The 21,675-nt window shown below is 43.0% G+C and carries 20 protein-coding genes and 1 pseudogene; 12 read left to right on the top strand and 9 right to left on the bottom strand.

Features of this window, described 5'->3' with window-relative positions; genetic code table 11:
- Positions 1 to 43: 43 nt before the first annotated feature.
- The 5 genes and pseudogenes from IPJ09_11830 (at position 44) to IPJ09_11810 (ending at position 5,607) form a co-directional block, all read left to right on the top strand.
- Complete coding sequence (locus tag IPJ09_11830; GenBank protein ID MBK7372105.1) at positions 44 to 1,123, top strand: hypothetical protein; 1,080 nt, start codon at positions 44 to 46, stop codon at positions 1,121 to 1,123.
- 3 nt (positions 1,124 to 1,126) lie between these two features.
- Positions 1,127 to 2,560, top strand: a complete 1,434-nt coding sequence (locus IPJ09_11825) for an O-antigen ligase family protein (protein ID MBK7372104.1) — start codon at positions 1,127 to 1,129, stop codon at positions 2,558 to 2,560.
- An 83-nt stretch (positions 2,561 to 2,643) separates the two neighbouring features.
- A pseudogene (locus IPJ09_11820) lies at positions 2,644 to 4,466 on the top strand (long-chain fatty acid--CoA ligase).
- 165 nt (positions 4,467 to 4,631) lie between these two features.
- Entirely contained in the window at positions 4,632 to 4,964 is a 333-nt protein-coding gene (locus IPJ09_11815) for an MGMT family protein (GenBank protein MBK7372103.1), read from the top strand.
- 82 nt (positions 4,965 to 5,046) lie between these two features.
- Positions 5,047 to 5,607, top strand: a complete 561-nt coding sequence (locus IPJ09_11810; GenBank protein MBK7372102.1) for a hypothetical protein — start codon at positions 5,047 to 5,049, stop codon at positions 5,605 to 5,607.
- 116 nt (positions 5,608 to 5,723) lie between these two features.
- Here IPJ09_11810 and IPJ09_11805 read toward each other — a convergent pair whose 3' ends face one another.
- From IPJ09_11805 to IPJ09_11785, 5 genes are all read right to left on the bottom strand, one after another.
- A complete protein-coding gene (locus IPJ09_11805; GenBank protein MBK7372101.1) occupies positions 5,724 to 7,010 on the bottom strand; it encodes a 3-phosphoshikimate 1-carboxyvinyltransferase in 1,287 nt (428 codons plus the stop codon).
- Positions 7,011 to 7,023: 13 nt separating this feature from the next.
- Entirely contained in the window at positions 7,024 to 7,350 is a 327-nt protein-coding gene (locus tag IPJ09_11800; protein MBK7372100.1) for a nucleotidyltransferase domain-containing protein, read from the bottom strand.
- Positions 7,351 to 7,355: 5 nt separating this feature from the next.
- Positions 7,356 to 7,760 (bottom strand): nucleotidyltransferase substrate binding protein, encoded by a 405-nt coding sequence (locus tag IPJ09_11795; GenBank protein MBK7372099.1) that lies wholly within the window; start codon positions 7,758 to 7,760, stop codon positions 7,356 to 7,358.
- Between the two features lie 24 nt (positions 7,761 to 7,784).
- Positions 7,785 to 8,192 carry an OsmC family protein gene (locus tag IPJ09_11790; GenBank protein ID MBK7372098.1) on the bottom strand — a complete coding sequence of 136 codons (408 nt, stop codon included), beginning with the start codon at positions 8,190 to 8,192 and terminating at the stop codon, positions 7,785 to 7,787.
- Between the two features lie 108 nt (positions 8,193 to 8,300).
- Positions 8,301 to 9,161 (bottom strand): esterase family protein, encoded by an 861-nt coding sequence (locus tag IPJ09_11785; GenBank protein MBK7372097.1) that lies wholly within the window; start codon positions 9,159 to 9,161, stop codon positions 8,301 to 8,303.
- A gap of 293 nt (positions 9,162 to 9,454) precedes the next feature.
- On the opposite strand from IPJ09_11785, the gene IPJ09_11780 reads away from it, so the two are divergent.
- A complete protein-coding gene (locus IPJ09_11780; GenBank protein ID MBK7372096.1) occupies positions 9,455 to 11,572 on the top strand; it encodes a PQQ-binding-like beta-propeller repeat protein in 2,118 nt (705 codons plus the stop codon).
- An 18-nt stretch (positions 11,573 to 11,590) separates the two neighbouring features.
- Here IPJ09_11780 and IPJ09_11775 read toward each other — a convergent pair whose 3' ends face one another.
- The 3 genes from IPJ09_11775 to IPJ09_11765 form a co-directional block, all read right to left on the bottom strand.
- On the bottom strand, positions 11,591 to 12,313 hold the full coding sequence (locus IPJ09_11775) for a response regulator transcription factor (GenBank protein MBK7372095.1): 723 nt from the start codon (positions 12,311 to 12,313) through the stop codon (positions 11,591 to 11,593).
- A complete protein-coding gene (locus tag IPJ09_11770) occupies positions 12,300 to 13,052 on the bottom strand; it encodes a sensor histidine kinase (GenBank protein MBK7372094.1) in 753 nt (250 codons plus the stop codon). The genes IPJ09_11775 and IPJ09_11770 overlap by 14 nt, the downstream gene beginning before the upstream one ends.
- Before the next feature lie 532 nt (positions 13,053 to 13,584).
- The gene (locus tag IPJ09_11765; GenBank protein ID MBK7372093.1) at positions 13,585 to 13,932 is read right to left on the bottom strand and encodes a hypothetical protein; all 348 of its coding nucleotides are present in this window, start codon (positions 13,930 to 13,932) and stop codon (positions 13,585 to 13,587) included.
- 270 nt (positions 13,933 to 14,202) lie between these two features.
- Between IPJ09_11765 and IPJ09_11760 the strand changes: the two genes are divergently transcribed.
- Positions 14,203 to 15,885, top strand: a complete 1,683-nt coding sequence (locus IPJ09_11760; GenBank protein MBK7372092.1) for an amidohydrolase — start codon at positions 14,203 to 14,205, stop codon at positions 15,883 to 15,885.
- 13 nt (positions 15,886 to 15,898) lie between these two features.
- Here the strand turns inward: IPJ09_11760 and IPJ09_11755 are convergent, their stop codons facing one another.
- The gene (locus IPJ09_11755; GenBank protein ID MBK7372091.1) at positions 15,899 to 16,624 is read right to left on the bottom strand and encodes a glycoside hydrolase family 25 protein; all 726 of its coding nucleotides are present in this window, start codon (positions 16,622 to 16,624) and stop codon (positions 15,899 to 15,901) included.
- A 122-nt stretch (positions 16,625 to 16,746) separates the two neighbouring features.
- Between IPJ09_11755 and IPJ09_11750 the strand changes: the two genes are divergently transcribed.
- The 5 genes from IPJ09_11750 to IPJ09_11730 all read left to right on the top strand — a co-directional run bounded on the left by IPJ09_11750 (position 16,747) and on the right by IPJ09_11730 (position 21,502).
- A complete protein-coding gene (locus IPJ09_11750) occupies positions 16,747 to 17,958 on the top strand; it encodes an aspartate aminotransferase family protein (protein ID MBK7372090.1) in 1,212 nt (403 codons plus the stop codon).
- 133 nt (positions 17,959 to 18,091) lie between these two features.
- A complete protein-coding gene (locus IPJ09_11745; GenBank protein ID MBK7372089.1) occupies positions 18,092 to 19,153 on the top strand; it encodes a DUF1611 domain-containing protein in 1,062 nt (353 codons plus the stop codon).
- A 6-nt stretch (positions 19,154 to 19,159) separates the two neighbouring features.
- The gene (locus IPJ09_11740; GenBank protein ID MBK7372088.1) at positions 19,160 to 19,615 is read left to right on the top strand and encodes a hypothetical protein; all 456 of its coding nucleotides are present in this window, start codon (positions 19,160 to 19,162) and stop codon (positions 19,613 to 19,615) included.
- Between the two features lie 21 nt (positions 19,616 to 19,636).
- Positions 19,637 to 19,954, top strand: coding sequence for a hypothetical protein (locus IPJ09_11735; GenBank protein ID MBK7372087.1), 318 nt, complete (start codon positions 19,637 to 19,639; stop codon positions 19,952 to 19,954).
- Between the two features lie 186 nt (positions 19,955 to 20,140).
- Positions 20,141 to 21,502, top strand: coding sequence for a Gfo/Idh/MocA family oxidoreductase (locus tag IPJ09_11730; protein MBK7372086.1), 1,362 nt, complete (start codon positions 20,141 to 20,143; stop codon positions 21,500 to 21,502).
- The last annotated feature ends 173 nt before the right edge of the window (positions 21,503 to 21,675 follow it).

The raw sequence follows: 21,675 nt of genomic DNA, 5'->3' as shown, positions 1-21,675 counted from the left end.
TCATCACTTCCTTTGTTGGAAAGAAAATTCCTACTTTCGTCAGATGGAAGAGACAGAGCATATCCGGGATGCGATCAGAATCATATGGGGTAAAAGAAAAACCATTTTGCAATGGACAGCCCTGGTATTTATCTGCTCAGCCCTGCTGTCATTATTATTAAAAAACTATTACCAGGCGACGACTACTTTTTATCCTGCCAGCCTGGATCTGTCTAAGCCGGACCAATTATTTGGCCATTCGACGCACGAAATGGATTTTTATGGCAGCAGCCAGGATCTAGATCGACTGCTGACCATCTGTCATAGCAATGAGATCAAAGATCAACTGGTGCGAAATTTTAATTTGTATCAGCATTATGATATCGATTCGACTGGTGCACTGGCACATCATAAGATCAGAAAAAAACTGGACAAACTTATGACCATCATCAAGACTAAATATGATGCAATAGATCTCAGCATAGAGGATAAAGATAAAATACTGGCGGCCTCCATGGCCAATGCTGCAAGGAACTATGTCAATGCCGCGTCCAGTCAGCTCATCACTACCAGACTCATGGATGTAGTCCGTACCTATCAATCCAGTATCGATGACAAACAGCGTCGGATCGATCTGCTGGATGACAGCCTCATGCACATACGTATAAAATATCCAATTTACAATATCGATGCACAAACTGAGTCAATGATCAGTATCGCCACCAATGTGTCCAACGACCTGTCAGGGGAACAGGCCAGGTATGAGGCTCTTAAAAAAAGTGGTGCGCCACGAGATACGCTCATGTACTTATCAGCGAGGATCAAAGGTCTTGAATCCCAACTCAAGTCGATCAATAGCGGTGAGTCCTTTAACCTGACCAATTTTAATGAAGGGGTCAGTAAAGTATCCTCGATCGAACAAGCCATCGAACGGCTACAATCTCAAATCAATGAAGACAGGATCAGGCATCAACAGACCGTCACCACGATAGAGTCAGGTGCTCTATCACTTATCACTGTCAACCAGGCAGAAGTGCCTATCTATAAATCCAGACCTATGCGAAGTATCCTCGTTTTGGCTACTACTTTTTTATCCTTTGTCAGTTTGTGCCTTTATTATTTACTGAAAAAGCCTGGCGTTTAAGGATTGATATCATGCAGGCATTATCTTATTATATCCAAGATCGACTTTCAAAAAGCCTGGTTTCCTTTGTTGGTTTTTCTGTCCGCTTTGGTGAGTGTATTGACCCACGAGTGGAGTTGTATGTTGATCGCAGTTGGGGTACTTTTTGTATGGGCAAGCAATCAATATATTCCATTGATCTATTTATTGCTGCTCGCTGTCATTCCATTTAGTACAGAAATGGAGCTGCCTGGAGGATTTTCGACTGACTTTCCGGACGAACCATTGATGTGGTGGCTGTTTGGCCTTGGAATGGTATACCTGGTAATGAATCCTGAAAAAATCCGGTCGATGATTAAACATCCATTGACCCTCGTTTTGTTTTTTCACTGGACCTGGATTTTTTTGGTGAGTTTAAGCAGCCAGGATGTAATGGTTTCGGTCAAATATTGGGCATCAAAATCATGGTACATTTTTGTGTTTTATTTTCTGGCCTATATCATTCTTAAAAATGAAAAGCGATGGATGCAATTTGTATGGTGCTCCATCCTTAGTGCCACGGTCACTGTGCTGATCATTGAATACCGGCATGCGTTGACAGGGTTTTCATTTAGCGCTATCAATACCCTGGTCAATCCTTTTTACCGTAATCATGTCAACTATGCCTGTTTATTGGCTTGTATTTTCCCTTATTTGTGGCCCGCCTGGAAAAAATTTGAGCAAAAACCAATTTTTAGGATGGGGCTAGGAGGGATAGCGGTCACCCTGCTAGCAGGCATCATATTCTCATATACCCGCGCTGCTTACCTTGCTTTGTTTAGCATCCTGATTATTTACCCAATATTAAAATTTAAACTGCTTCGTATCACAGCCATGATCACTGTAGTGGCATCGATCGTGGTATTGATCTATTTTCTTTCTGCCAATCGATATTTGGAACTTGCCCCAGATTATAATCAGGCGATTTCGCACACAGATTTCGGTTCTCTTTTGCAGGCCACACCAAAGGGAAAAGACATCTCTACTATGGAGCGTCTGTATCGTTGGGTTGCAGGCACCAGGATGGTCGGTGAGCGGTATTTCGTTGGTTTTGGGCCAGGCAATTTTCATAATTTTTATGATTCATATACCCTAAAGCAGTTTGCAACATATGTCAGTGAAAACAAAGACCGAAGTGGCATCCACAATTATTATCTGATGACTGCCGTGGAGCAGGGTATACCGGGATTGCTATTGTTTTTAGTAGTACTTTATTTTTATTTCCAGACTGCTCAAAATGTATTGACCAGGATTTCGCTGAGGCTCCGGCCCTGGGCTATCGCTTCGATCTGGTCTATGGGAGTGATTCTGAGTATCCTGTTGTTTAATGACATGATAGAAACCGACAAAGTAGGATCTTATTTTTTTATAAATATGGCTATATTAGTCCGACTTAACAGAATGACGGATCAAGATTGATGGCTGGTACCTTGATAATTTTCCTGCAAGAAGTTATCATTCATTTTTAATGTTGGTGCTCATTCGTAAAAACCTTACTTGTCATGCCTATAGAACGTGTATTTGAATTTTTAGATTATCAGGTCGCCCATTATCCACAAGAGAAAGCATTTGGCTCCCGCGCCAATGGCCAATGGAATTTCTACAGCATTAATCAAATAATGGATTCCGCCAAAAGGTTGGCTCAGGGTTTGATGCATGCTGGATATCTTCGGGGGGATAATATAGCGATCATCTCCTATAAAAATCAACCGGAATGGATCATCGCCGACCTTGCGATTCAATATGCCGGTATGGTATCAGTGCCTTTATACCCTACTATCAGTCCCAGCGAATATGAATACATCCTGAAAGAAGCAGAATGCAAAGCTGCTTTTATCGGCGAAGGTGATTTGGAACAGAAAGTTAATGATATAAGAAGTCATCTGCCAGGTTTTAAACAAATTATTGGACTAGATGAAGGGGTAGGAACCATGCACTGGAAGTCCATGTTACGTGACGATCTCGCGACTGAAGTCAATGACTCAATCAACAGGGTAAAGCCGGCCGATTTAATGACTATCATCTATACCAGTGGAACTACAGGTAAACCGAAAGGCGTCATGTTATCTCACCTCAATTTGGCCAGCAATGTCAGGCAGGTTAAAGATTTATTACCGGTTAAGCCGGGTGAACGTGCCATCAGTTTTTTGCCTGTTTGTCATATATTCGAAAGGGCTGCAACTTATGCTTTTATATACTTTGGATTGTCTGTATATCAAACCGGTACCGACAATTTAGGTGGTGACTCCGGCGATCTCAAATCAGTGCACCCTCATTTTTTTACCTGTGTACCCCGTTTGCTTGAGAAGGTCTACGAGAAAATTTACAATAAAGGCGCGGAGCTTACCGGTATCAAGAAAAACTTTTCTTCTGGGCTTTATCACTTACAGATCAGTATGAGTTTGACTTCAAGCCGTCAGGGTTGGATGCTATAAAGTGGGCCATTGCAGATAAACTAATTTTTTCAAAATGGAGAGAGGCACTCGGAGGGTCTGTAAAAGGTATCGTCACCGGCTCAGCCCCCTGTCCTGCTAAAATCATCAGGGTGTTTTCTGCCGCAGGTATACCGGTGAGAGAAGCATATGGATTGACGGAGGCTTCACCGGGTATTAGCTTTAATGAATTTCATCCTTATAAAGCCATCATAGGTACTGTGGGTCCCCTACTACCTGAGGTCGAGGTGAGATTAGACAATTCTGAAGGTATCTATAAAGAAGGTGATGGCGAAATATTGGCCGCAGGAGAAAACATTATGTTGGGATACTACCACCAACCTCAGTGGACTGCCGATGTGATTAAGGAAATAGATGGTAAGATCTGGCTATGCACAGGAGATGTCGGGACTTTTGTGATCGGAAACGATGGAACCAAATTTCTCAAAATAACTGATCGTAAAAAGGAACTGTTCAAGACCTCCGGAGGCAAATATGTCGCACCAGCTCCTATAGAAAGCAAAATCAAAGAAGACTTTATGATCGATAATGTCATGCTGGTGGGCGATGGATTAAAATTCGTGAGTGCATTGATCGTGCCGGTCGAACAGGGTCTGATGAAATGGTGTGCAGACCATCAAATCAGCTGGACCAATATGGAAGATATTTGCAAGCATCCCAAAGTCATCGAATTGTATCAGTCTATTGTGGATAAATACAATCCGCTATTTGGTCATATCGAGCAAATCAAAAAATTTAAATTGATACCTGAAGTCTGGCAACCGATCAAAGCGGATGGCAGTGAAGGAGAGTTGACTCCAACTTTAAAATTGAAAAGAAGGCTGCTCAAAGCAAAGTATGCTTCGTTGATAGAGGGTATGTATGCGGAGTAGATGATTGGGCTCGGCTTCGCCTCGCATTGGTTGCAACGATTCTTTCCGTGCTTTTCCGAGTCCTCCATGGCAACCAAAGTTGCTAAGCAACATAGGTAGAATTGGAGAACTGGAACACTAAATCTGTACAATTTTAGTGAATACAGCTATAACTTCGATTAAAAAATGACATCTACCAACTCCTATTTCGAACTTGTATACGAAGTCACCCGCAATATCCCCAAAGGCCGGGTGACCAACTATGGAGCAATCGCTGATTTTCTTTCACTTGGGTCTGCTCGTATGGTCGGCTGGGCGCTCAATCAATGTCATGGTATGCCGGATGTGCCAGCCCACCGGGTCGTCAATCGATTGGGTGAACTGAGTGGACGATCCCATTTTAAGCCGCCATCAGCTATGGCATCCAGGTTGCGCAAAGAAGGGGTGAAAGTCAAGGAAGATAAGGTCGTGGATTTTGAGTTGATCCTCTGGCACCCAAGAGAAATGAATTTGGAGTGAGAGATCATGGTACTGACCGTGCAACCCCTTGATGGGAAGGACTGTCTATAATTGTATCTCTTGAAACTATAAATTTATTGATATGAAGCAATTTTTATTACTTATTATTTTTTGTATAATAGCCATGAGCGCAGCTGCTCAGCGCGAAGAAACCATATTGTCCAACATGCATTTTTCAGGCATCTGGGGATCCTGGAACAGCATGATCGGCAAGGTAAAAGACGAAAATGTTTATTTCAGAGGAGGGTATGGAGGCTTTGAATTTGGCAAAGACCTTTTATTGGGCTGGGGTGGATATCGGTCCAATGGCAATATCAGGCAAGATGATCTGAGATACCATATGAAGTGGAATGGCCCGGTGGTCAGTTATGCCCCAAAATCATATAAGGCAGTACATCCGATATTTACCTTGATGGTGGCCAATGGCAAACTAGATCCTGATACAGAGCCTTACGATAGGATATTTGTGGTACAACCTTCTTTAGGAGCAGAGCTCAACTTACTTCATTGGTGTCATGCCAGCGTGCACGGCGGATACCGGTTCGTCAATGATGTAGACCTGGGCAATTATACAGATACTGATTTTTCAGGATTGTATGGAGAGTTGGTGTTGAAGTTTGGGATCAGTTGGGGAAGATGGTAGTTGGGCGAGCCGCTAGGTTTGTAAGGACAAGATTGTAGGGGGTACCAAAATGTCGTCCCTACGGGACTTGTGAGGATAGGTCGTCTCGGCAGGACTTAGGAGGATCTCAGTTAAGTTTAATGGAAGTTGGTGCCTTTCGGCCCTTCGTTTATCTCCAGCCCTAAGACCTCCAAATCCTTCCAATACTCATAATAAGACTTTGATACGACCTCAGGATCTTCGATTTCTATCGGATGTTGTAATGCGAGGGGAGCCAGGCACATGGCCATGCGATGATCTTCATATGTTTTAAAGACAGGCGTATCTTTATATGTTGTTTGGCCTTCGATCATATAATATTCGAGACCGCTGATCTTGGACATTTTAGCCGGTAATTGATAGAAGGGCACATGCACTTTTTTGAGTTCTGTTTTCATCGCTGCTATGCGGTCAGTCTCTTTGATACGCAGTGTTTGCAGGCCGGTAAAAATGCCGGTCATACCAGTTGCAGCGCACATAGCCAATACGGTCTGGGCGAGGTCAGGGCATTTGATAAAATCCCATTCGATATGGTCTGGAAGCGGGTCATTTGTTTTAATAAGATGTACGTGATCTGAATGATACGTAGTATGCACATTAAACAGTCTGCCGATATCAGCGATAGCAGCATCGCCCTGGAGACTTTGTTGGGTGACGCCATACAATCTTAGATCAGCATGTTCAGCGATAGCAGCCAGGCTGTAATAATAAGACGCCGCCGACCAGTCACCTTCTACAAATAGATGATTGGCTTGATAAGATTGGGGTTCTATCGTGATCTTGTCATCGACCCAGTCGCTGGCGATACCGAAATGCCGCATCATGGCTAAAGTCATGTCGATATATGGCCTGGAGATGACTTCTCCGATCATGGTGAGTTCTAATCCATTGGGCAGCGAAGGGCCGATCATAAGCAAAGCTGTGATATACTGACTACTGATGGTGGATTTAATGGAGATTTTTCTTTTGAAAGTGGTTAGGTCTACAGGATGAAATTTCAGCGGTGGATATCCCTGTTTTTCGAGATATTCAATGTTTGCACCCATATCATTGAGTGTATTGGCCAGTTCTCCAATAGGCCGTTGTTTCATCCTTTCAGAGCCAGTGAGTATCACGGATCGATTTTGGATGGCCAGGTAAGCAGTCAAAAATCTAAATGTCGTACCTGCTGCTCCGGCATCTAATACTTCATCCGAAGCGTCTAATAGCGATTGCATCAAGTTAGTGTCTTTGGATGTAGACAGGTGGTCCAGCTTGATATCAGCTACTTTAGAAAGTGCCTGCATGATCAGAGCACGATTACTGATACTCTTGGACCCATCGAGATGGATATCCCCTTTGATGGATGGGTTTTTAAAATGTATTTTGATTTTATGAACACTCATGGATAATCTTAGATTAGGTAGGAGATTGCGAGAAATGCTGATTGCTATAAAATGGAATGCTTATTCGGTCAATATGCTCCTTCAAGGAGCTGTCTTGCAGAGAAGGATAATGTATCACATCCACAAAATAGGGCAGTGCACTTTCTTCAAAATCTGATAATAAGCGGAGGATCGTTATTGAATCAACCTGCTTATTCATAATGACCAAATCAATATCACTGCCAGGTTTAAAATTTCCCTTTGCTCGGCTGCCAAACAAACGAACAGCCTTAATTTCAGAGTATTTACTCAATATATCATTTATTGTAAGTTTGTCCCTTTGAGATAGCCCTGTGTCCATCTTTTTTATAATTCTGATTTTAAAAAGAAATAAAGTTTTTCAATTACCGGGTAAATACTGGTTCTTAATTGATACTCTAATTGTAGAAATTTTTGACCGCTGTAATCATGTGATAATTCGTTTCTAAGTTCCAATCCATCCATTAATTCCTGGGCATAATTGATATAACCACTTTGCTGGGCAAGTCGAATAGTTTCTTTTGGGGAGGGTTTGAAATTAAATTCCTTTTCTTCCAAAAAGTCTTTTAGAGTCTTCCAGGCAACTTCGATTGTGAATTCAAACCTTTGGACTATTCCATTTCTTTCCAATTCAGAAGGTTCTTTTAACTCAATAGCTTCTTTCAGCCTAAAAAATGCTTTTTCAAAATTCTCAAATCGTTGCTTCCATCTTACATCTTTATTCTCCTGCATCACAAGTGATTTTAAAAACCTTTTTTACCAATGTACTCTAATCTCCTGGATCAAATCAGGATGCAAGCTCCTGGCCACCGGACAGGTCAAAGCTGTACGCTCCATCAATTCTTTTTCAGCATCGCTGTAAGATTTGTCTTTGGGCATCTGGATGGTCATCTCTATCTTGCTGACCCTTCGTGGATCAGAGGCCATGTGCTTGATGATCTCGGCAGCAGCTCCATCTATATTGATATTGTTTTTATTACCCACGATACCCATCGTAGTCAATGCACAGCTAGCGAGAGAGGTCGCCAATAAATCGGTGGGAGAAAAGGCTTCCCCTTTGCCCTGATTGTCGACAGGAGCATCTGTCTCGATAGATTTGCCGGATCGCACATGGATCGCTGTGGCGTGGAGGCCACCTTCGTAGTACACGGTAGAAGTAATCATGAAGCAAAAATACGAAGAATGTGTAAGAGCGAAGCTCAGTCGAAAATGGATCGACCCAAAATAAATGACCGCATCATTGGTAGCTGAACGTATTCGGGTCCGAACGACTTAATTTTGATGAAAAGCCTGCGAAACAAAATCCAATACTTCCGGTAAAGCAGCTCGCCAATATACCCAGCTATGTTTACCATCGCGGGTTCTGAACTCATGGGGTATCTCCTGTTTACGCATGGCGATATGGGCCAAAGAATTGCCTTCGTACAAAAAATCATCATCGCCACAATCGATATACCATCTTACTGCTTTCTTTTGATCTTCCGGGACATTGTTGATCAGGTGCAATACACTTTGTTTTTCATAATACGCTTTGATTTGAGCGTCGGTAGCCGTTGAATCTGATCTTTTGACTCTCGTCATAGCATCTTCCAGGCTTAGTGGACCGGTCCCGGCACTGAGCGGGCAGGCTGAGGAGAACAACTCCGGATGATGCAAAGCATAGGTGAAACTACCATCACCACCCATAGACAGCCCTGCTATGGCCCGATATCTTTTATCGCTTTTGATTCTGTATTTTTTTTCTACAAAAGGCATAAGCTCTTTAAAGAAAAAATCTTCGTAGAGCCAGGTACCTGTAGCATTGTTGGAATAACCTCGTCTTCCGGTATTAGCATCCGGCATGATGATGATCATCGGTGTAGCCTTGCCTTCATTGATGGCTTTGTCTGTGATATTCTGTACTTCGCCAAACTGTACCCACCCTGTCTGATCATCGCCTCCACCGTGAAGTAAGTAGAGCACGGGGTAGCTGCGTGAGGAAGTCTCATAATCCGGAGGCAAATAGATCGCATACTTACGTTCCATATTGAGGATTTTGCTGGGCAGAGAGAGATTGTCATAGACTTTGCCTGATTGTGCAGTCATGCCAAAAGCGAAAATACTGCTGACCAGGAATGAAACAAATCGAATCATAGTTGAATGATTTTATGAATGAAACTACAAGATATTAAATTCTTGAAGAATAAGGATTGTCCCATGTCAATAGTCCTCAATCAAATTATCCATGACTGCAGTCTTTATCACCGGGAAAATGTATTAAAAATTGTTGCATTGCCAGGTATTCCCCAAAGACGGAATCAATCTGTGCATTGAATCAGGTGTTTAATCTGTAGTGTACAAGAGTTTATCTAAATGAACCTGACTGTTACCATGGAGATCCAAGGGATATTTAATACATTTGATCAAACTCTTTTTCTAAAATTATTATGAAGCAAATCATATTTTTTTTATCGATAATTCTTTTGGGGGTAACCTGCAAAATGGATACATCCAGGGACCATGCTTTTTCTACCTGGACCTTCAAGGGGGGAGATGCCGGTAGTCGGAATTACAGCAGTCACGATCAGATCAATACGACTAATGTGGGCCAGTTGCATCTGGCATGGTCTTATGCATGTGGAGGGGCAGATCCTACAGGGAGAAGCCAAATTCAATGCAGTCCGATCATCGTCGACAGCATTCTATATGGCACATCGCCTACCCTGGATCTTTTTGCTTTAAATGCTTCATCCGGAAAGGAAATCTGGCGTAGCAGGCCACCGGGAAGAAATTCCGGACTTGGGGTCAATCGTGGAGTGATGTATTGGACAGATGGCAGTCAGCGACGCATATATTATTCATTCACACATCGCTTATATGCATTTGATGCCATGACCGGTGCACCGGTACTGGACTTTGGTGACAAAGGAAGTATAGATATGCATGATGGACTGGGTGTCGCTGCTGATAGCTTGTACGTAATGGCCAATACTCCCGGGGTCATCTATAAAAATAATATCATCATGGGATCCCGTGTGTCCGAGGGTCCTGATGCCGCCCCGGGATACATCAGGGCTTATGATGCCCTGAGCGGCAAATTGGTCTGGGTTTTTCATACCATCCCTCATCCTGGCGAACCCGGTTATGAGACCTGGCCGGCTGATGCATGGAAAAAAGTAGGTGCAGCCAACAGTTGGTCGGGCATGTCTTTGGATCCGGATCGGGGAGTAGTCTATGTACCTACCGGGTCTGCCGCTTTTGATTTTTATGGCGGCAATAGAAAGGGGCAAAATTTATATGCAAATTGCGTTTTGGCTCTTGATGCTGCAACGGGAAAACTAAAATGGCATTATCAAACGACGCATCATGATATCCTGGATCGTGATCTGCCGGCTCCGCCGGTCTTGATTCAAGTGAAGAAAGATGGCAAGACTATCGATGCTTTGGCCCAGGCCACCAAACAAGGATATTTGTTTGTACTTGATCGGGATACGGGTCTGCCTGTTTTTCCTGTCGATGAAGTCCCGATGCCCAAGTCAGATTTGCCCGGTGAAGAATCCTGGCCCACACAACCTGTCCCTACCTTACCCAAACCCTATGCGAGGCAAAACTTTGACGCAAGCATGGTCAACGATCTGCATGCAGATTCATACGACTACTTAATGAAGCAATTTAATACAGTCAGGTCTGGCGGACCTTATCTGCCACCCGGGTTAAAAACAGGGATTGTATATCCCGGGTATGATGGCGGAGCAGAATGGGGTGGTCAATCCTATGATCCCAATACAGGAATATTGTACCTGAATAGCAATGAAATGCCCTGGCTGCTCACGATGGTCGACCTCACTCCGGACAAATCGATGGACAATGCCAAAAATTATGCCAGAGGATTGTTTCTGCGTAATTGTGCTATTTGCCACGGGGCCGATCGAAAAGGTGACGGCGGCAAAGTATACCCGGCTATAGACCAAACGCAAAAAAAATATACCGTTGCTCAATTACGAGCTTTATTGCATGAAGGACGGCGATTGATGCCTTCATTTAAATACATTGACTCCTCCGATCTTGATGCCATCATGGCCTATATACGGGATGAACCTGTCAAACCTTTGAAGGGCGCTTCAAAATTTACACCCGAAATACCTTATAGTATGACGGGATATATCCGGTTTACTGATCATCATGGATTTCCGGCAGTCAAACCACCCTGGGGCACGCTCAACGCCATCAACCTAAATACCGGTCAATATGAGTGGACGGTGCCTTTAGGTGAGATCGATTCTTTGACCCGCAAAGGCATCCCCATCACAGGCACAGAAAACTATGGTGGACTATTGAATACGGCAGGAGGACTGATATTTATCGGGGCCACCAAAGATGAAAGATTCAGAGCTTTTGATAAAAAAACCGGCAAAATGCTTTGGCAATATGATCTTCCAGCGGGTGGATATGCTGCTCCGGCTACTTACAGTGTCAGCGGTAAACAATATGTCGTGATCGCTTGTGGAGGTGGTAAAATGGGCACCAGGAGTGGGGATCAGTACCTGGCTTTTGCATTGCCGTGATTTCGATTGCCTCCAAATTCAATTTAATTGCAATAATTTAATTACTTCGTTTCTATACAGTTTCCCAATAGGTATTTCTTTATTGCCCATTCCAATGGTCTCTGGTGTAAATGTTTTTACCTGGTGCAGAGCAACGATAAAAGATCTGTGGACCCGTATGAATTTTGATTCCGGCAGCATGTCTTCTACGGAGCTGATTGATTGCCTGGTGACGATCAGACCGGTGGTGGTATATACTTTGATATAGTCTTTCATACTTTCGATATAAAGCATGTCTGCAAGCATGACCTTGACCATTTTACGATCTGCTCTAAAATAGACAAAGGGTTCGTTTTTAAAAACTTCTTCCCGAATGAATTCTGTAGGGATAACTTCTTTTGTAGGGAATGATTTATTAATAGCTTTGAGAAATCTGTCAAATGCAATCGGTTTTAGCAGATAATCCGTGATATCGAGTTCATACCCTTCCAGGGCATATTCCTGAAAAGCTGTGGTGATGATGGTTTTTGGAGGTTTTTTTAATGTTTTTAGAAAGTCATTGCCATTCAATTGGGGCATTCGGATGTCGAGAAACATCAGTTCCACTTCATGTTGATGTAGAAAGACCAAAGCTTCCAAGGCATTGGCGCATGACCCGATCATTTCGAGTGTAGGGACTTGCGAGATATATTGACGCAGCACCTCTCTCGCTCTGGGTTCATCATCTACCACCAGGCATTGGACTTTTTTAGATTCTATCATAGACCATTTCTGTGGTTTGTGTTGATAAAGGTTGCTCTACACTATTGGGTTGAAGTTCTATTCTGAGATTGACTATAAATACATCAGCTTCATTCGTAAAAGTTAGGTCATGACGCCCAGGATAAATTAGGGATAGTCTTTTAATGACATTTTCTATGCCGATACCCTGGGTCAGTGATTTGGGCTCTGGCTCAAATGCTTTGCCGTTGATCAATTTCATTTTCATTTGCTGTCCTTTTAATTGTACGGAGAGGCTGATCCACGGATGATCAATTAATTGGCTGGTACCGTGTTTAAAACAGTTTTCTATCAACGGCAATAAAAGTAAGGGTGCGATGTACAGATCGTTGGTGAGATCTGGCAGGTCTATCTGAAGATCCAGTTTATTGCCATACCTGATTTCTTCCAGTTCGATATAGTCTTTTACCAATTTTAATTCTTTTTCGAGGGAGACGACAGTTTGATCGCTTTCATATAAGATAAATCGCAACAGGTCTGACAGGCTGGTGATCATTTTAGCAGCTACCGGCGCTGTAGTTTGAGTATAAGAATATATATTGTTCAAAGTGTTAAATAGAAAATGAGGATGTACCTGTGCTTTAAGTAATTGTAACTGGGCAGCCGTATTTTCGTTTTGCAACTGCATATTGCGTTGGTTCTTAATATACCAATGTTTCATCAGTTTGATTGCCGCCGCCAAGCCACCAATGGTGATGCCCCCTCTCAATCCGGCCAGCAGGGACAGCAGAAAAGAAGTATTGATCGAATCCCATTTTTGAACATCAAATAAATGGTATCGTACTATTGGTAAAAAATATGTGCCGATGACCGCCGAAATGCATGCAGTCATAATAAATAATAACAGGATCCAGCCTATAGCTTGTACATATAATCCTTTGATCACATATCGCGGAATGACAAAATACATCAAAGAATAGGTCAAAAACATGTGCGATGTGAGGAAAAATAAGGAATCAACCAACGCGATTGGAAGGCGATCCAGGCTGGGTAGAAAACTGAATTTTGCCGTGTAAGAGTATAGTATCCCAAAAAACAGCCACCAGAATATCCAGAATACCAAATGCCTTTGCCATCTGAATTTTTTTTCTTCGGAAAAGATGAATAAGTGTTGATCCATGACTTTGCGATAAAGTTAAGGGGTAAAGTGCTTAATTTTATTTCCTTGAAAGAGAAGCAGCTAGAAAGCCTGATTTCGTAGACTAAATGACTTCATCGCTAAAAAGATGTGCTAATTCCTTTTTTGTCCTTCCTTATTTTTTAAGGATGGCCGCTACGTAGTTTTTTCCCGGATTGTTTTTGGTTTGAAGCCCATAAGCTTTAATGACCTGGTCGAGAGCATATTCGAGTTTCAGCTTTACGGTTACATTTTTAATATTCAGTCTACGGCTGCCAAGGATTTCCGTATATATCAATTCACTGGTGGAATCATAAAATTTTATGACATTGCCCATCAAAGGTTGTTTATTATACTCTACTACCCAATAGCCGTTGGAAGATACATATGGGTGAGGCTTTTTTATTCCTTGCTGAGCCTGCATGGGTAGTGCTGATAAATAGAGGAAGAAAAGGATGACCGTTTTTTGAATTAATTTTTTCATATTTATTTTTATTTAAGGCAAACCTAGTCTCCTTGTAAAGCGGAAGTATTTCAAAAAGGCTCAAAGTGGATTGTAGAGAGACAGACAGGCTAAAAAAACAGACAAAGTCTTTTTGAAGTCAATAGGCCCTCCTTGTATTGATTAATGAACGTGCAGATAAGTGAGAAGCACCTCGATCATCTTGATTCAAATTCATTCAGGCAAGGCAGTTTATGGTGCCGCCAGGGTTGCCCTTACTTACTAATTACTAATTACTATATTTGACTTTATATGGTAAAACAGTTTTCAGTCATACTCCTGGTCGTTTTTCTCAGTGCATGTGGTTCTAAAAACTCAGCGGATGTAATCCTGATCAATGGTCATTTCTATACGATGGTCACGGAGGGTGATACGATAGCTGCACTGGCAATAAAAGCCGGGAAAATTATAGATCTGGGGAGTACTCAAAATATATTGAATTATAAAAACAGTGAGACCACGCTGATCGACCTGGAGGGTCATACAGTTCTACCCGGATTTACCGACTCGCACATCCACCCTATCAGTGGAGGCCTGGCCCTATTGGAGTGCGATCTGACAGACCTCAATACTGCCGACCAAATCATAGATAGTATCAGGAATTATGCAGCAAGGAATCCAAGCCATACCTGGATCAGGGGAGAAAGCATGTGGTTATCAGCTTTCAAACAGGGCAATCCACAAAAATCTGTTTTGGATTCGATCATTCCAGACCGGCCTGTATTTATCTCTTCTAGTGACGGTCACAATGCATGGGTCAATAGTAAAGCACTTGCGCTAGCCAATATCACCCGCGAGACACCGGACCCACTCAATGGTAGGATCGAAAGAGATCCGATCACACAGGAACCCAGCGGCACCTTGCGTGAGACTGCTCAGGACCTGGTCAGTCACCTGCTGCCAAAATATACCACAGAAGAAAGAAAACAAGCTTTGCTGGTAGCACTCCAACTGGCCAATCAATATGGTCTCACCAGCCTGGTAGAAGCCTCAGCCGGTCCGGAATACATTGAGACCTATCTCGAACTGGAAAAAGAAAATAAACTCACGGCCCATATCAATATTTCTATTTACGGTGATATCAGCAAGGGTATGTCCATGGTGGACGAAGTCATAGCCCTCAGAGCTAAATATGGACCCCTATCAAATGGGATCAATCTCAACCAAGTCAAGCTGTTTATGGATGGCGTCGTAGAAGGCAAAACTGCAGCTATGCTGACAGATTATGCCGATGATCATCACAAAGGCATAGCCAATACCTCGCCGGATACAGCTATGGCGGTGATAGCTGCCCTGGACAAAGCGGGATTTCAGATCCATGTACATTCGATCGGCGATGCAGCTACGCGCATGACCCTGGACGCTTTTGAGTATGCCCTGAAAACGAACGGACCCAGAGACAGCAGGCATCATATCGCACACTTGCATGTGATCCACCCGGATGATTATGATAGATTTAAATCCCTGGGAGTGATCGCTAATATTCAGGCATTGTGGGCGACCCTCGAAGACAGCTATATGACTGAATTAAATTTTCCTTATCTGGGCAAGGAGCGTATCGAATGGCAGTACCCTATCGGATCATTGAAGCGGGCAGGTGCCACCCTGGCATTTGGAAGTGACTGGAATGTGAGTACTCAAAATCCATTTTATTGTATGCAGGTGGCAGTGACCCGCAGAGGACCTGATAGTATATCCCGCCCACCATGGACACCCCAGCACCTGATCGACCGATATAGTGTAGTGCATGGATATACGGCAAATGGGGCCTATCTCACCTTTAGAGAAAAAGAATCAGGCACTTTAGAAAAAGGGAAATGGGCAGATCTAATCGTATTGGATCAGGATCCACTGCTTTGCGATACTTTCTCCATCTATAAAACGAAAGTGTTGAAGACCTATTTTAAAGGGAAATTGGTATATAAAGAGTACTAGAAGTATACTGCTTTCAGTCCCTGCTGGCACTCACCCGATCAAAATACTCTGCGGAGGGAAGGTTTTTGATGCATAAGGACTCCAGTTGTTGATAAGTGCCATTAAACGCATTGAAGTCAACTTCCTGCCGGATACCTTCTATCTTGCCACTGTTGGCGTACTGCCAGAAATTCCATTGCCGGTTGTTGCCCAGTTCAGGCGCTTTATCGTTATACCGGGCTATCCAGATGGGGTAGTCCTCGAAGCGACCTGCTATAAACCTATAATAGGCCTTAAGATTGGTGTAGATGATAGGTTTGGTATTGAATGCAGTGGATATGATATCCAGCCAGATAGTCACATTTTTGACTAATTCTTCCGGGTCATCGTAATCTGTCACTTCCATGTCCAGCACCGGAGGGAGGTCACCATTTTGCATGCTTACATTCATCATAAAATTTTGTGCCTGCAGGGATGGATCGAGATTTGGCCGAAAAAAATGGTAAGCACCCCTTTTGACTCCTGCGAGCTTTAACGCCTTCCAGTTTGAATAAAACAGCGTGTCACAGTGTTCTTCTCCTTCAGTGGCTTTGATGAAAGCAAAAGAAACTCCCTGTTCTTTTACTGCTGACCAATCCACTTTGCCTTGAAAATGAGAGACATCTATGCCATGAATCTCGTAAGCCATAGGTCGATCATTGGAAACTCCGCAGCCGACTATAAACAAAATGTTGGTGACAAAAAGAAACTTTAAAATCATGATTACCTAACCCTAACGTTAAGATGGCCTCTAAGTCACATATTTATTATGATATATTTATCAACATTCTGTTAATTTTCTGTATTATATGAGGTTATTTTTGCGGAAATTCCAACCTAAGCATGACTTTAAGATCACAATACAATACTGCCATAGCTAAAACGAGTCCTTTTCCGCTAAGCCTGGAAATCACTTCAGCCCGGGGAGCAAACCTATATGGTATTGATGAAAAAAAATATCTGGATTTCATCTCCGGTATCGGGGTAAGCAATCTTGGACACCACCATCCGGACATTATACAAGCCATACATGACCAGGCAGACCTTTTTTTGCATACAATGGTTTATGGCGAGCATATCCAGGCCCCCCAGGTATTATTGGCTGATTTGTTGACAAGCCAGTTGCCACCTTCATTGAACCAGGTATACTTTCATTCATCAGGCACAGAAGCGATTGAGGCAGCGATGAAACTAGCAAGAAAACTTTCAGGTAGGCCGACCCTGATCTCTTGCACCAATGCCTATCATGGCAGCACCTACGGGGCGATGAGTTTGATGAGTGATGAGACCAAGACCAATCCTTATGGGCCCTTGGTGCCCGAGATCGAGCACATTGTATTTAATGATATCAGCTCCCTGGATGTGTTAAATGACCAAGTGGCAGCGGTGATCCTGGAGGTCGTGCAGGCTGAAGCCGGTATCTATGTGCCTACAGCGGAATTTTTAAAGGCGCTGCGGTCAAGTTGTGATACCTATGGCATCCTGCTGATCATCGACGAGATCCAATCCGCCATGGGCAGGACCGGCAGTTTATTTGCGTTTTCTTCTTATGACCTGGTACCGGATGTTTTAGTGTTGGGTAAAAGTTTTGGAGGTGGCTTACCATTGTCAGCGGTGATCGCAGACTATGAAAAAATGAGGTCACTCGCTGAAGACCCGCCTTTGACCCATATGACTACTTTTGGAGGTCACCCTCTATCTTGCGCTGCCGGGCTGGCTTCATTAAAAATATTGTTGGCGAGTGATATCATCCATCAAAGCCGGTTAAAAGCTGAGCGGTTTATCGAAAAAATAAATCACCCATTGATCAAAGAATTAAGACTCACTGGAGGATTGTGGATGGCTATTGATTTTCAGGATGCTGAACTGGTACAAAAATTGATTCCCCTTGCGCAGGAAGGGGGGCTATTGATCGATTGGTTCTTATTTAATGATAGTTCCATACGGATTGCCCCACCTTTGACCATCACTGATATGGAGCTGGATGAAGCTGCTGATATATTGATCAATGCATTGGATATGCTTGCAGTCAATCATTCTGTCCCTTTCGTTTAACCACAAATTGTCATTTTTTTTCAATTCAAGTCAGAGATTTTTGAGCATCCCTTTATATGCTGTCACAACCTGAGCCTGGCGCAGATTGGATTGTTTTATATTTGGGTATAATTCTATCTAAAACTATACGAATATGATTTCAGGAGATGCATTGGTATTTACATTAGGCCTGTTGGATCAGGGATTTGCCAAAACAGCCCATGGCCTGATAAGAGGTTCCGATCGATTCAAAGTGAGGGCAGTGGTAGATCCTGCTTTCGAAGGCAAAGATGCAGGTATTGTCATGGATGGCCACCACCGAGACATCCCAGTGCTTGGATCAGTGGATGAAGCGCTTCGGATATATCCTGAAATCAAATATGCTATCGTGGGCATTGCGCCCATTGGCGGTAAACTACCTGCTGAATTATTAGATCAGTTACTCTTCAGCGCCAGGAGAGGACTCTCCCTCGTCAGTGGTTTGCACGAATATGTCAGTGATCAGCGGGCCATTGCAGAAGCCGCCAATCAATTCGGTGGCACCATCACCGATATCCGAAAACCAAAACCTAAATCGGAACTGCATTTTTGGTCAGGCAAAATCTTTGAAGTTAAGTGTCCGATCATAGCAGTGATCGGCATGGATTGCGCCATTGGTAAAAGAAGTACTGTCCGATTTTTATTAGACGGATGTAAGGCAGCCGGCCTCAAAGCGGAAATGATTTTTACCGGGCAGACCGGATGGATGCAAAGCGGAAAGTATGGTTTTGTGCTCGACTCTACTTACAACGATTTTGTATCTGGTGAATTGGAACACGCCATCGTAGCTTGTTATGAGCATGAAAAACCGGATGTTATTTTTTTGGAAGGTCAGTCCTCCCTGCGGAATCCGAGTGGGCCATGCGGGTCTGAATTGCTGATATCAGGCAATGCCAAAAAAGTGATCTTGCTTCATGCTCCTAAGCGGATATTTTTCGATGATGATCCTGCCTGGGGTAAAATACCTTCGGTACAGTCTGAAATCAATCTTATCAAAGCATATGGAGCTGAGGTCATCGGTCTGGCTTTAAATACCAATGGATGTACTGCGTCAGAAGCACTACAATTTAAACTGGAACTGGAAAATGAAATTCAATTGCCTGTGGCTTTGCCTTTGGAAGAAGGGGTTGATGCTCTCGTTTCTACTGTACAAAATTGCTTGTTAACTCTTAAATAGTATTTCATGTCCTCTAAACTGCTATTACGCCTGGCCGCTTTCACTATGTTTGTTTATTATATCTTACATTTTACATCCATCCCAAATAAAGGCATGCTGAATGACACTCTTCCAGATAGTTTGTCAACTCCTATGACCCAACTAAAAATAAATTATATCGGACGGGACACTGATTTTCAGATCTTCTATGAATCCAATATATATGCTTTCAGTATGGCCCTGGCACTCGTGTTTATCCTGTTATGGATGTTATCTGATCTGACTGAAAAATATAAAATCATTGCCGCGAGGCTATTGATCCCATTCATCTTTTTTTTAATATTACTGGGTGGAGAAGAGTTACTGTACGGGCATTCATTTGCTGGAGCCCTCAGCCTTATATCCGCTCTATTAACCGGAATTGCTTTCTTTAAGATGCGGGGACTATCCATTAAAATCAATTTGATCCCAGATGAGGACTGAGCCCTTGGATTTTATGCCGGAGTGCTACCAGGTTGGTATAAAGATCCTGAGAAATGGCTGGAGCTTCTTTCCACCATAGATCAATTCAAACAGTATAAGATTACTGGTAAGTACTTTATACAGTTTACCGGGTTTTATTTTATCGTGCAGGCTATAGTTTATCTGTTCTTCTGGCAGCTATTTGATTGGAACCGTCATCTTAAAAAAGTCAATGTGGCCAACCGGGCCATTTCGCACATCGCCAATATTCAAATAACAAATTTATTCCTATTGGTATCCAGGTTGTGTTTTTTATTTACGGTTGAGCTGCATCATACCGCCAATGGTAAGTTTTTTTAGGCGGCATGGCCGGATTCTGGTTGATGCGTAAGATACAACAATTTGTTTTTTCGCGCTTCCATAATCGGTTCGTTCACTTGCTGACCATGGTGTTTATCGCAGGAGTTTTATTATTTACCTTGCCGTGGTTTATAAAAATGTGATTAAGTCATATCTTAGTTTTTTCACAACTTAACTTCAATTAAAATGAACTCAACCTCCATCTTGAAAAATTCCAGAAGAGCCTTCATCAAAAAAACAGTGGCTGCTAGTTCCCTAGTGGCAGCCGGACGAGCATTGCCTGGATGGAGCGCAGCCAGTTACCGAAGGATCATAGGCGCCAACGAATTGTTCCGTGTTTCGATTATGGGAGTCAATTCGCGTGGTGCAGCATTGGGGGCGACTTTTGCAAATCAACCAAATTGCGACCTTATCCACGTGTGTGATGTAGATAGCCGGGCCCTGGCATCTTTTCGAAAGACTATCTCCGGGATACAAGCGGCGCCGACTAAAGGCTTTAAAGATTTTAGACTTTCGTTGGAGTCAAAAGATATAGATGCATTGGTGATATCGGCACCGGACCATTGGCATGCACCGGCAGCACTGATGGCTATGAAAGCAGGCAAACATGTATATCTTGAAAAACCATGCAGCCACAATCCCCACGAAGGCGAGATCATCGTCGAAGCAGCCACCAAATACAATAGAAAAGTACAAATGGGCAATCAGCGCCGTTCTTACCCTCATGTAGTGCAAGGTATAGAGGAACTCCAATCTGGAGCCATCGGCCGGGTGTATATTGGCAAAGGATGGTATACCAACAATCGGGCATCTATCGGGATTGGAAAAGAAACCGCTGTGCCAGACTGGTTGGATTGGAATCTCTGGCAGGGACCGGCTCCACGAAGCGCTTTTAAAGACAATGTCGTACATTATAATTGGCATTGGTTCTGGCACTGGGGTACTGGTGAAGCGTTAAACAATGGTACCCATATGATCGACTTACTGCGTTGGGGCATGAAAGCGGATTTTCCTGTCAAAGTCAGTTCAAACGGGGGAAGGTATCGATATAAGGATGATTGGCAGACCCCGGATACCCAGGTCATCAATCTTGATTTTAAAGAAGGCATGTCCATGACCTGGGAAGGCAGGTCCTGCAATGGCCGGTATATCGAAGGCAGCTCAGTCGGAGTCGAGTTTTATGGTGAAAAAGGAAGTCTGTTTATGGATGGAGGAGATAGCTATACCCTCTACGATTTAAACAATAAAGTGATCAAAGAAGTAAAGCCATCTCAGCAATCCGATCCACGCAATGTGGCCAATCCCTCAGAATACCTCGATGGATTACATGTGCAGAATTTTTTTCAAAGTATCAATGGCAAGGAATCTTTGCATTCGGATATCGACTCGGGGTATAAAAGTACGCTATTGATGCAATTGGGCAATATCGCCTATCGCATGGGTCACTCATTGGATATTGATCCCTTGAATGGTCATATTCTCAATGATTCGGCAGCTATGAAATTGTGGTCGAGAGCATATGAGCCCGGGTGGGAGATGAAATTATAAGGTGTAGAAAAATCTGTCAAAACTAGCTGATCCCAGTCGGCTTACAAAATATAGTACATGAGCTAATATAAGCCGTAAATTTTATCTACTTTAGACACGCGCTAATAACTTATTTATAGTTGACTTGAAGATTTAAAGCGTTATTTATGCTTTCATTTAAATCCAGGTTGTTA

The organism is Saprospiraceae bacterium (assembly GCA_016709995.1).
In the GTDB taxonomy this organism is placed as follows: domain Bacteria; phylum Bacteroidota; class Bacteroidia; order Chitinophagales; family Saprospiraceae; genus JADJLQ01.
This window is presented reverse-complemented; position numbering and strand designations above follow the sequence as displayed.

What these genes read in the sequence shown, in the direction of transcription:
- IPJ09_11760 (MBK7372092.1), top strand. Translation starts at nt 14,203, where the DNA reads ATGGTAAAACAGTTTTCAGTCATACTCCTGGTCGTTTTTCTCAGTGCA.
- IPJ09_11750 (MBK7372090.1), top strand. Translation starts at nt 16,747, where the DNA reads ATGACTTTAAGATCACAATACAATACTGCCATAGCTAAAACGAGTCCT.
- IPJ09_11810 (MBK7372102.1), top strand. Translation starts at nt 5,047, where the DNA reads ATGAAGCAATTTTTATTACTTATTATTTTTTGTATAATAGCCATGAGC.
- IPJ09_11830 (MBK7372105.1), top strand. Translation starts at nt 44, where the DNA reads ATGGAAGAGACAGAGCATATCCGGGATGCGATCAGAATCATATGGGGT.
- IPJ09_11785 (MBK7372097.1), bottom strand. Translation starts at nt 9,161, where the DNA reads ATGATTCGATTTGTTTCATTCCTGGTCAGCAGTATTTTCGCTTTTGGC.
- IPJ09_11805 (MBK7372101.1), bottom strand. Translation starts at nt 7,010, where the DNA reads ATGAGTGTTCATAAAATCAAAATACATTTTAAAAACCCATCCATCAAA.
- IPJ09_11800 (MBK7372100.1), bottom strand. Translation starts at nt 7,350, where the DNA reads ATGGACACAGGGCTATCTCAAAGGGACAAACTTACAATAAATGATATA.
- IPJ09_11745 (MBK7372089.1), top strand. Translation starts at nt 18,092, where the DNA reads ATGATTTCAGGAGATGCATTGGTATTTACATTAGGCCTGTTGGATCAG.
- IPJ09_11765 (MBK7372093.1), bottom strand. Translation starts at nt 13,932, where the DNA reads ATGAAAAAATTAATTCAAAAAACGGTCATCCTTTTCTTCCTCTATTTA.
- IPJ09_11775 (MBK7372095.1), bottom strand. Translation starts at nt 12,313, where the DNA reads ATGATAGAATCTAAAAAAGTCCAATGCCTGGTGGTAGATGATGAACCC.
- IPJ09_11795 (MBK7372099.1), bottom strand. Translation starts at nt 7,760, where the DNA reads ATGCAGGAGAATAAAGATGTAAGATGGAAGCAACGATTTGAGAATTTT.
- IPJ09_11815 (MBK7372103.1), top strand. Translation starts at nt 4,632, where the DNA reads ATGACATCTACCAACTCCTATTTCGAACTTGTATACGAAGTCACCCGC.
- IPJ09_11755 (MBK7372091.1), bottom strand. Translation starts at nt 16,624, where the DNA reads ATGATTTTAAAGTTTCTTTTTGTCACCAACATTTTGTTTATAGTCGGC.
- IPJ09_11790 (MBK7372098.1), bottom strand. Translation starts at nt 8,192, where the DNA reads ATGATTACTTCTACCGTGTACTACGAAGGTGGCCTCCACGCCACAGCG.
- IPJ09_11780 (MBK7372096.1), top strand. Translation starts at nt 9,455, where the DNA reads ATGAAGCAAATCATATTTTTTTTATCGATAATTCTTTTGGGGGTAACC.
- IPJ09_11730 (MBK7372086.1), top strand. Translation starts at nt 20,141, where the DNA reads ATGAACTCAACCTCCATCTTGAAAAATTCCAGAAGAGCCTTCATCAAA.
- IPJ09_11740 (MBK7372088.1), top strand. Translation starts at nt 19,160, where the DNA reads ATGTCCTCTAAACTGCTATTACGCCTGGCCGCTTTCACTATGTTTGTT.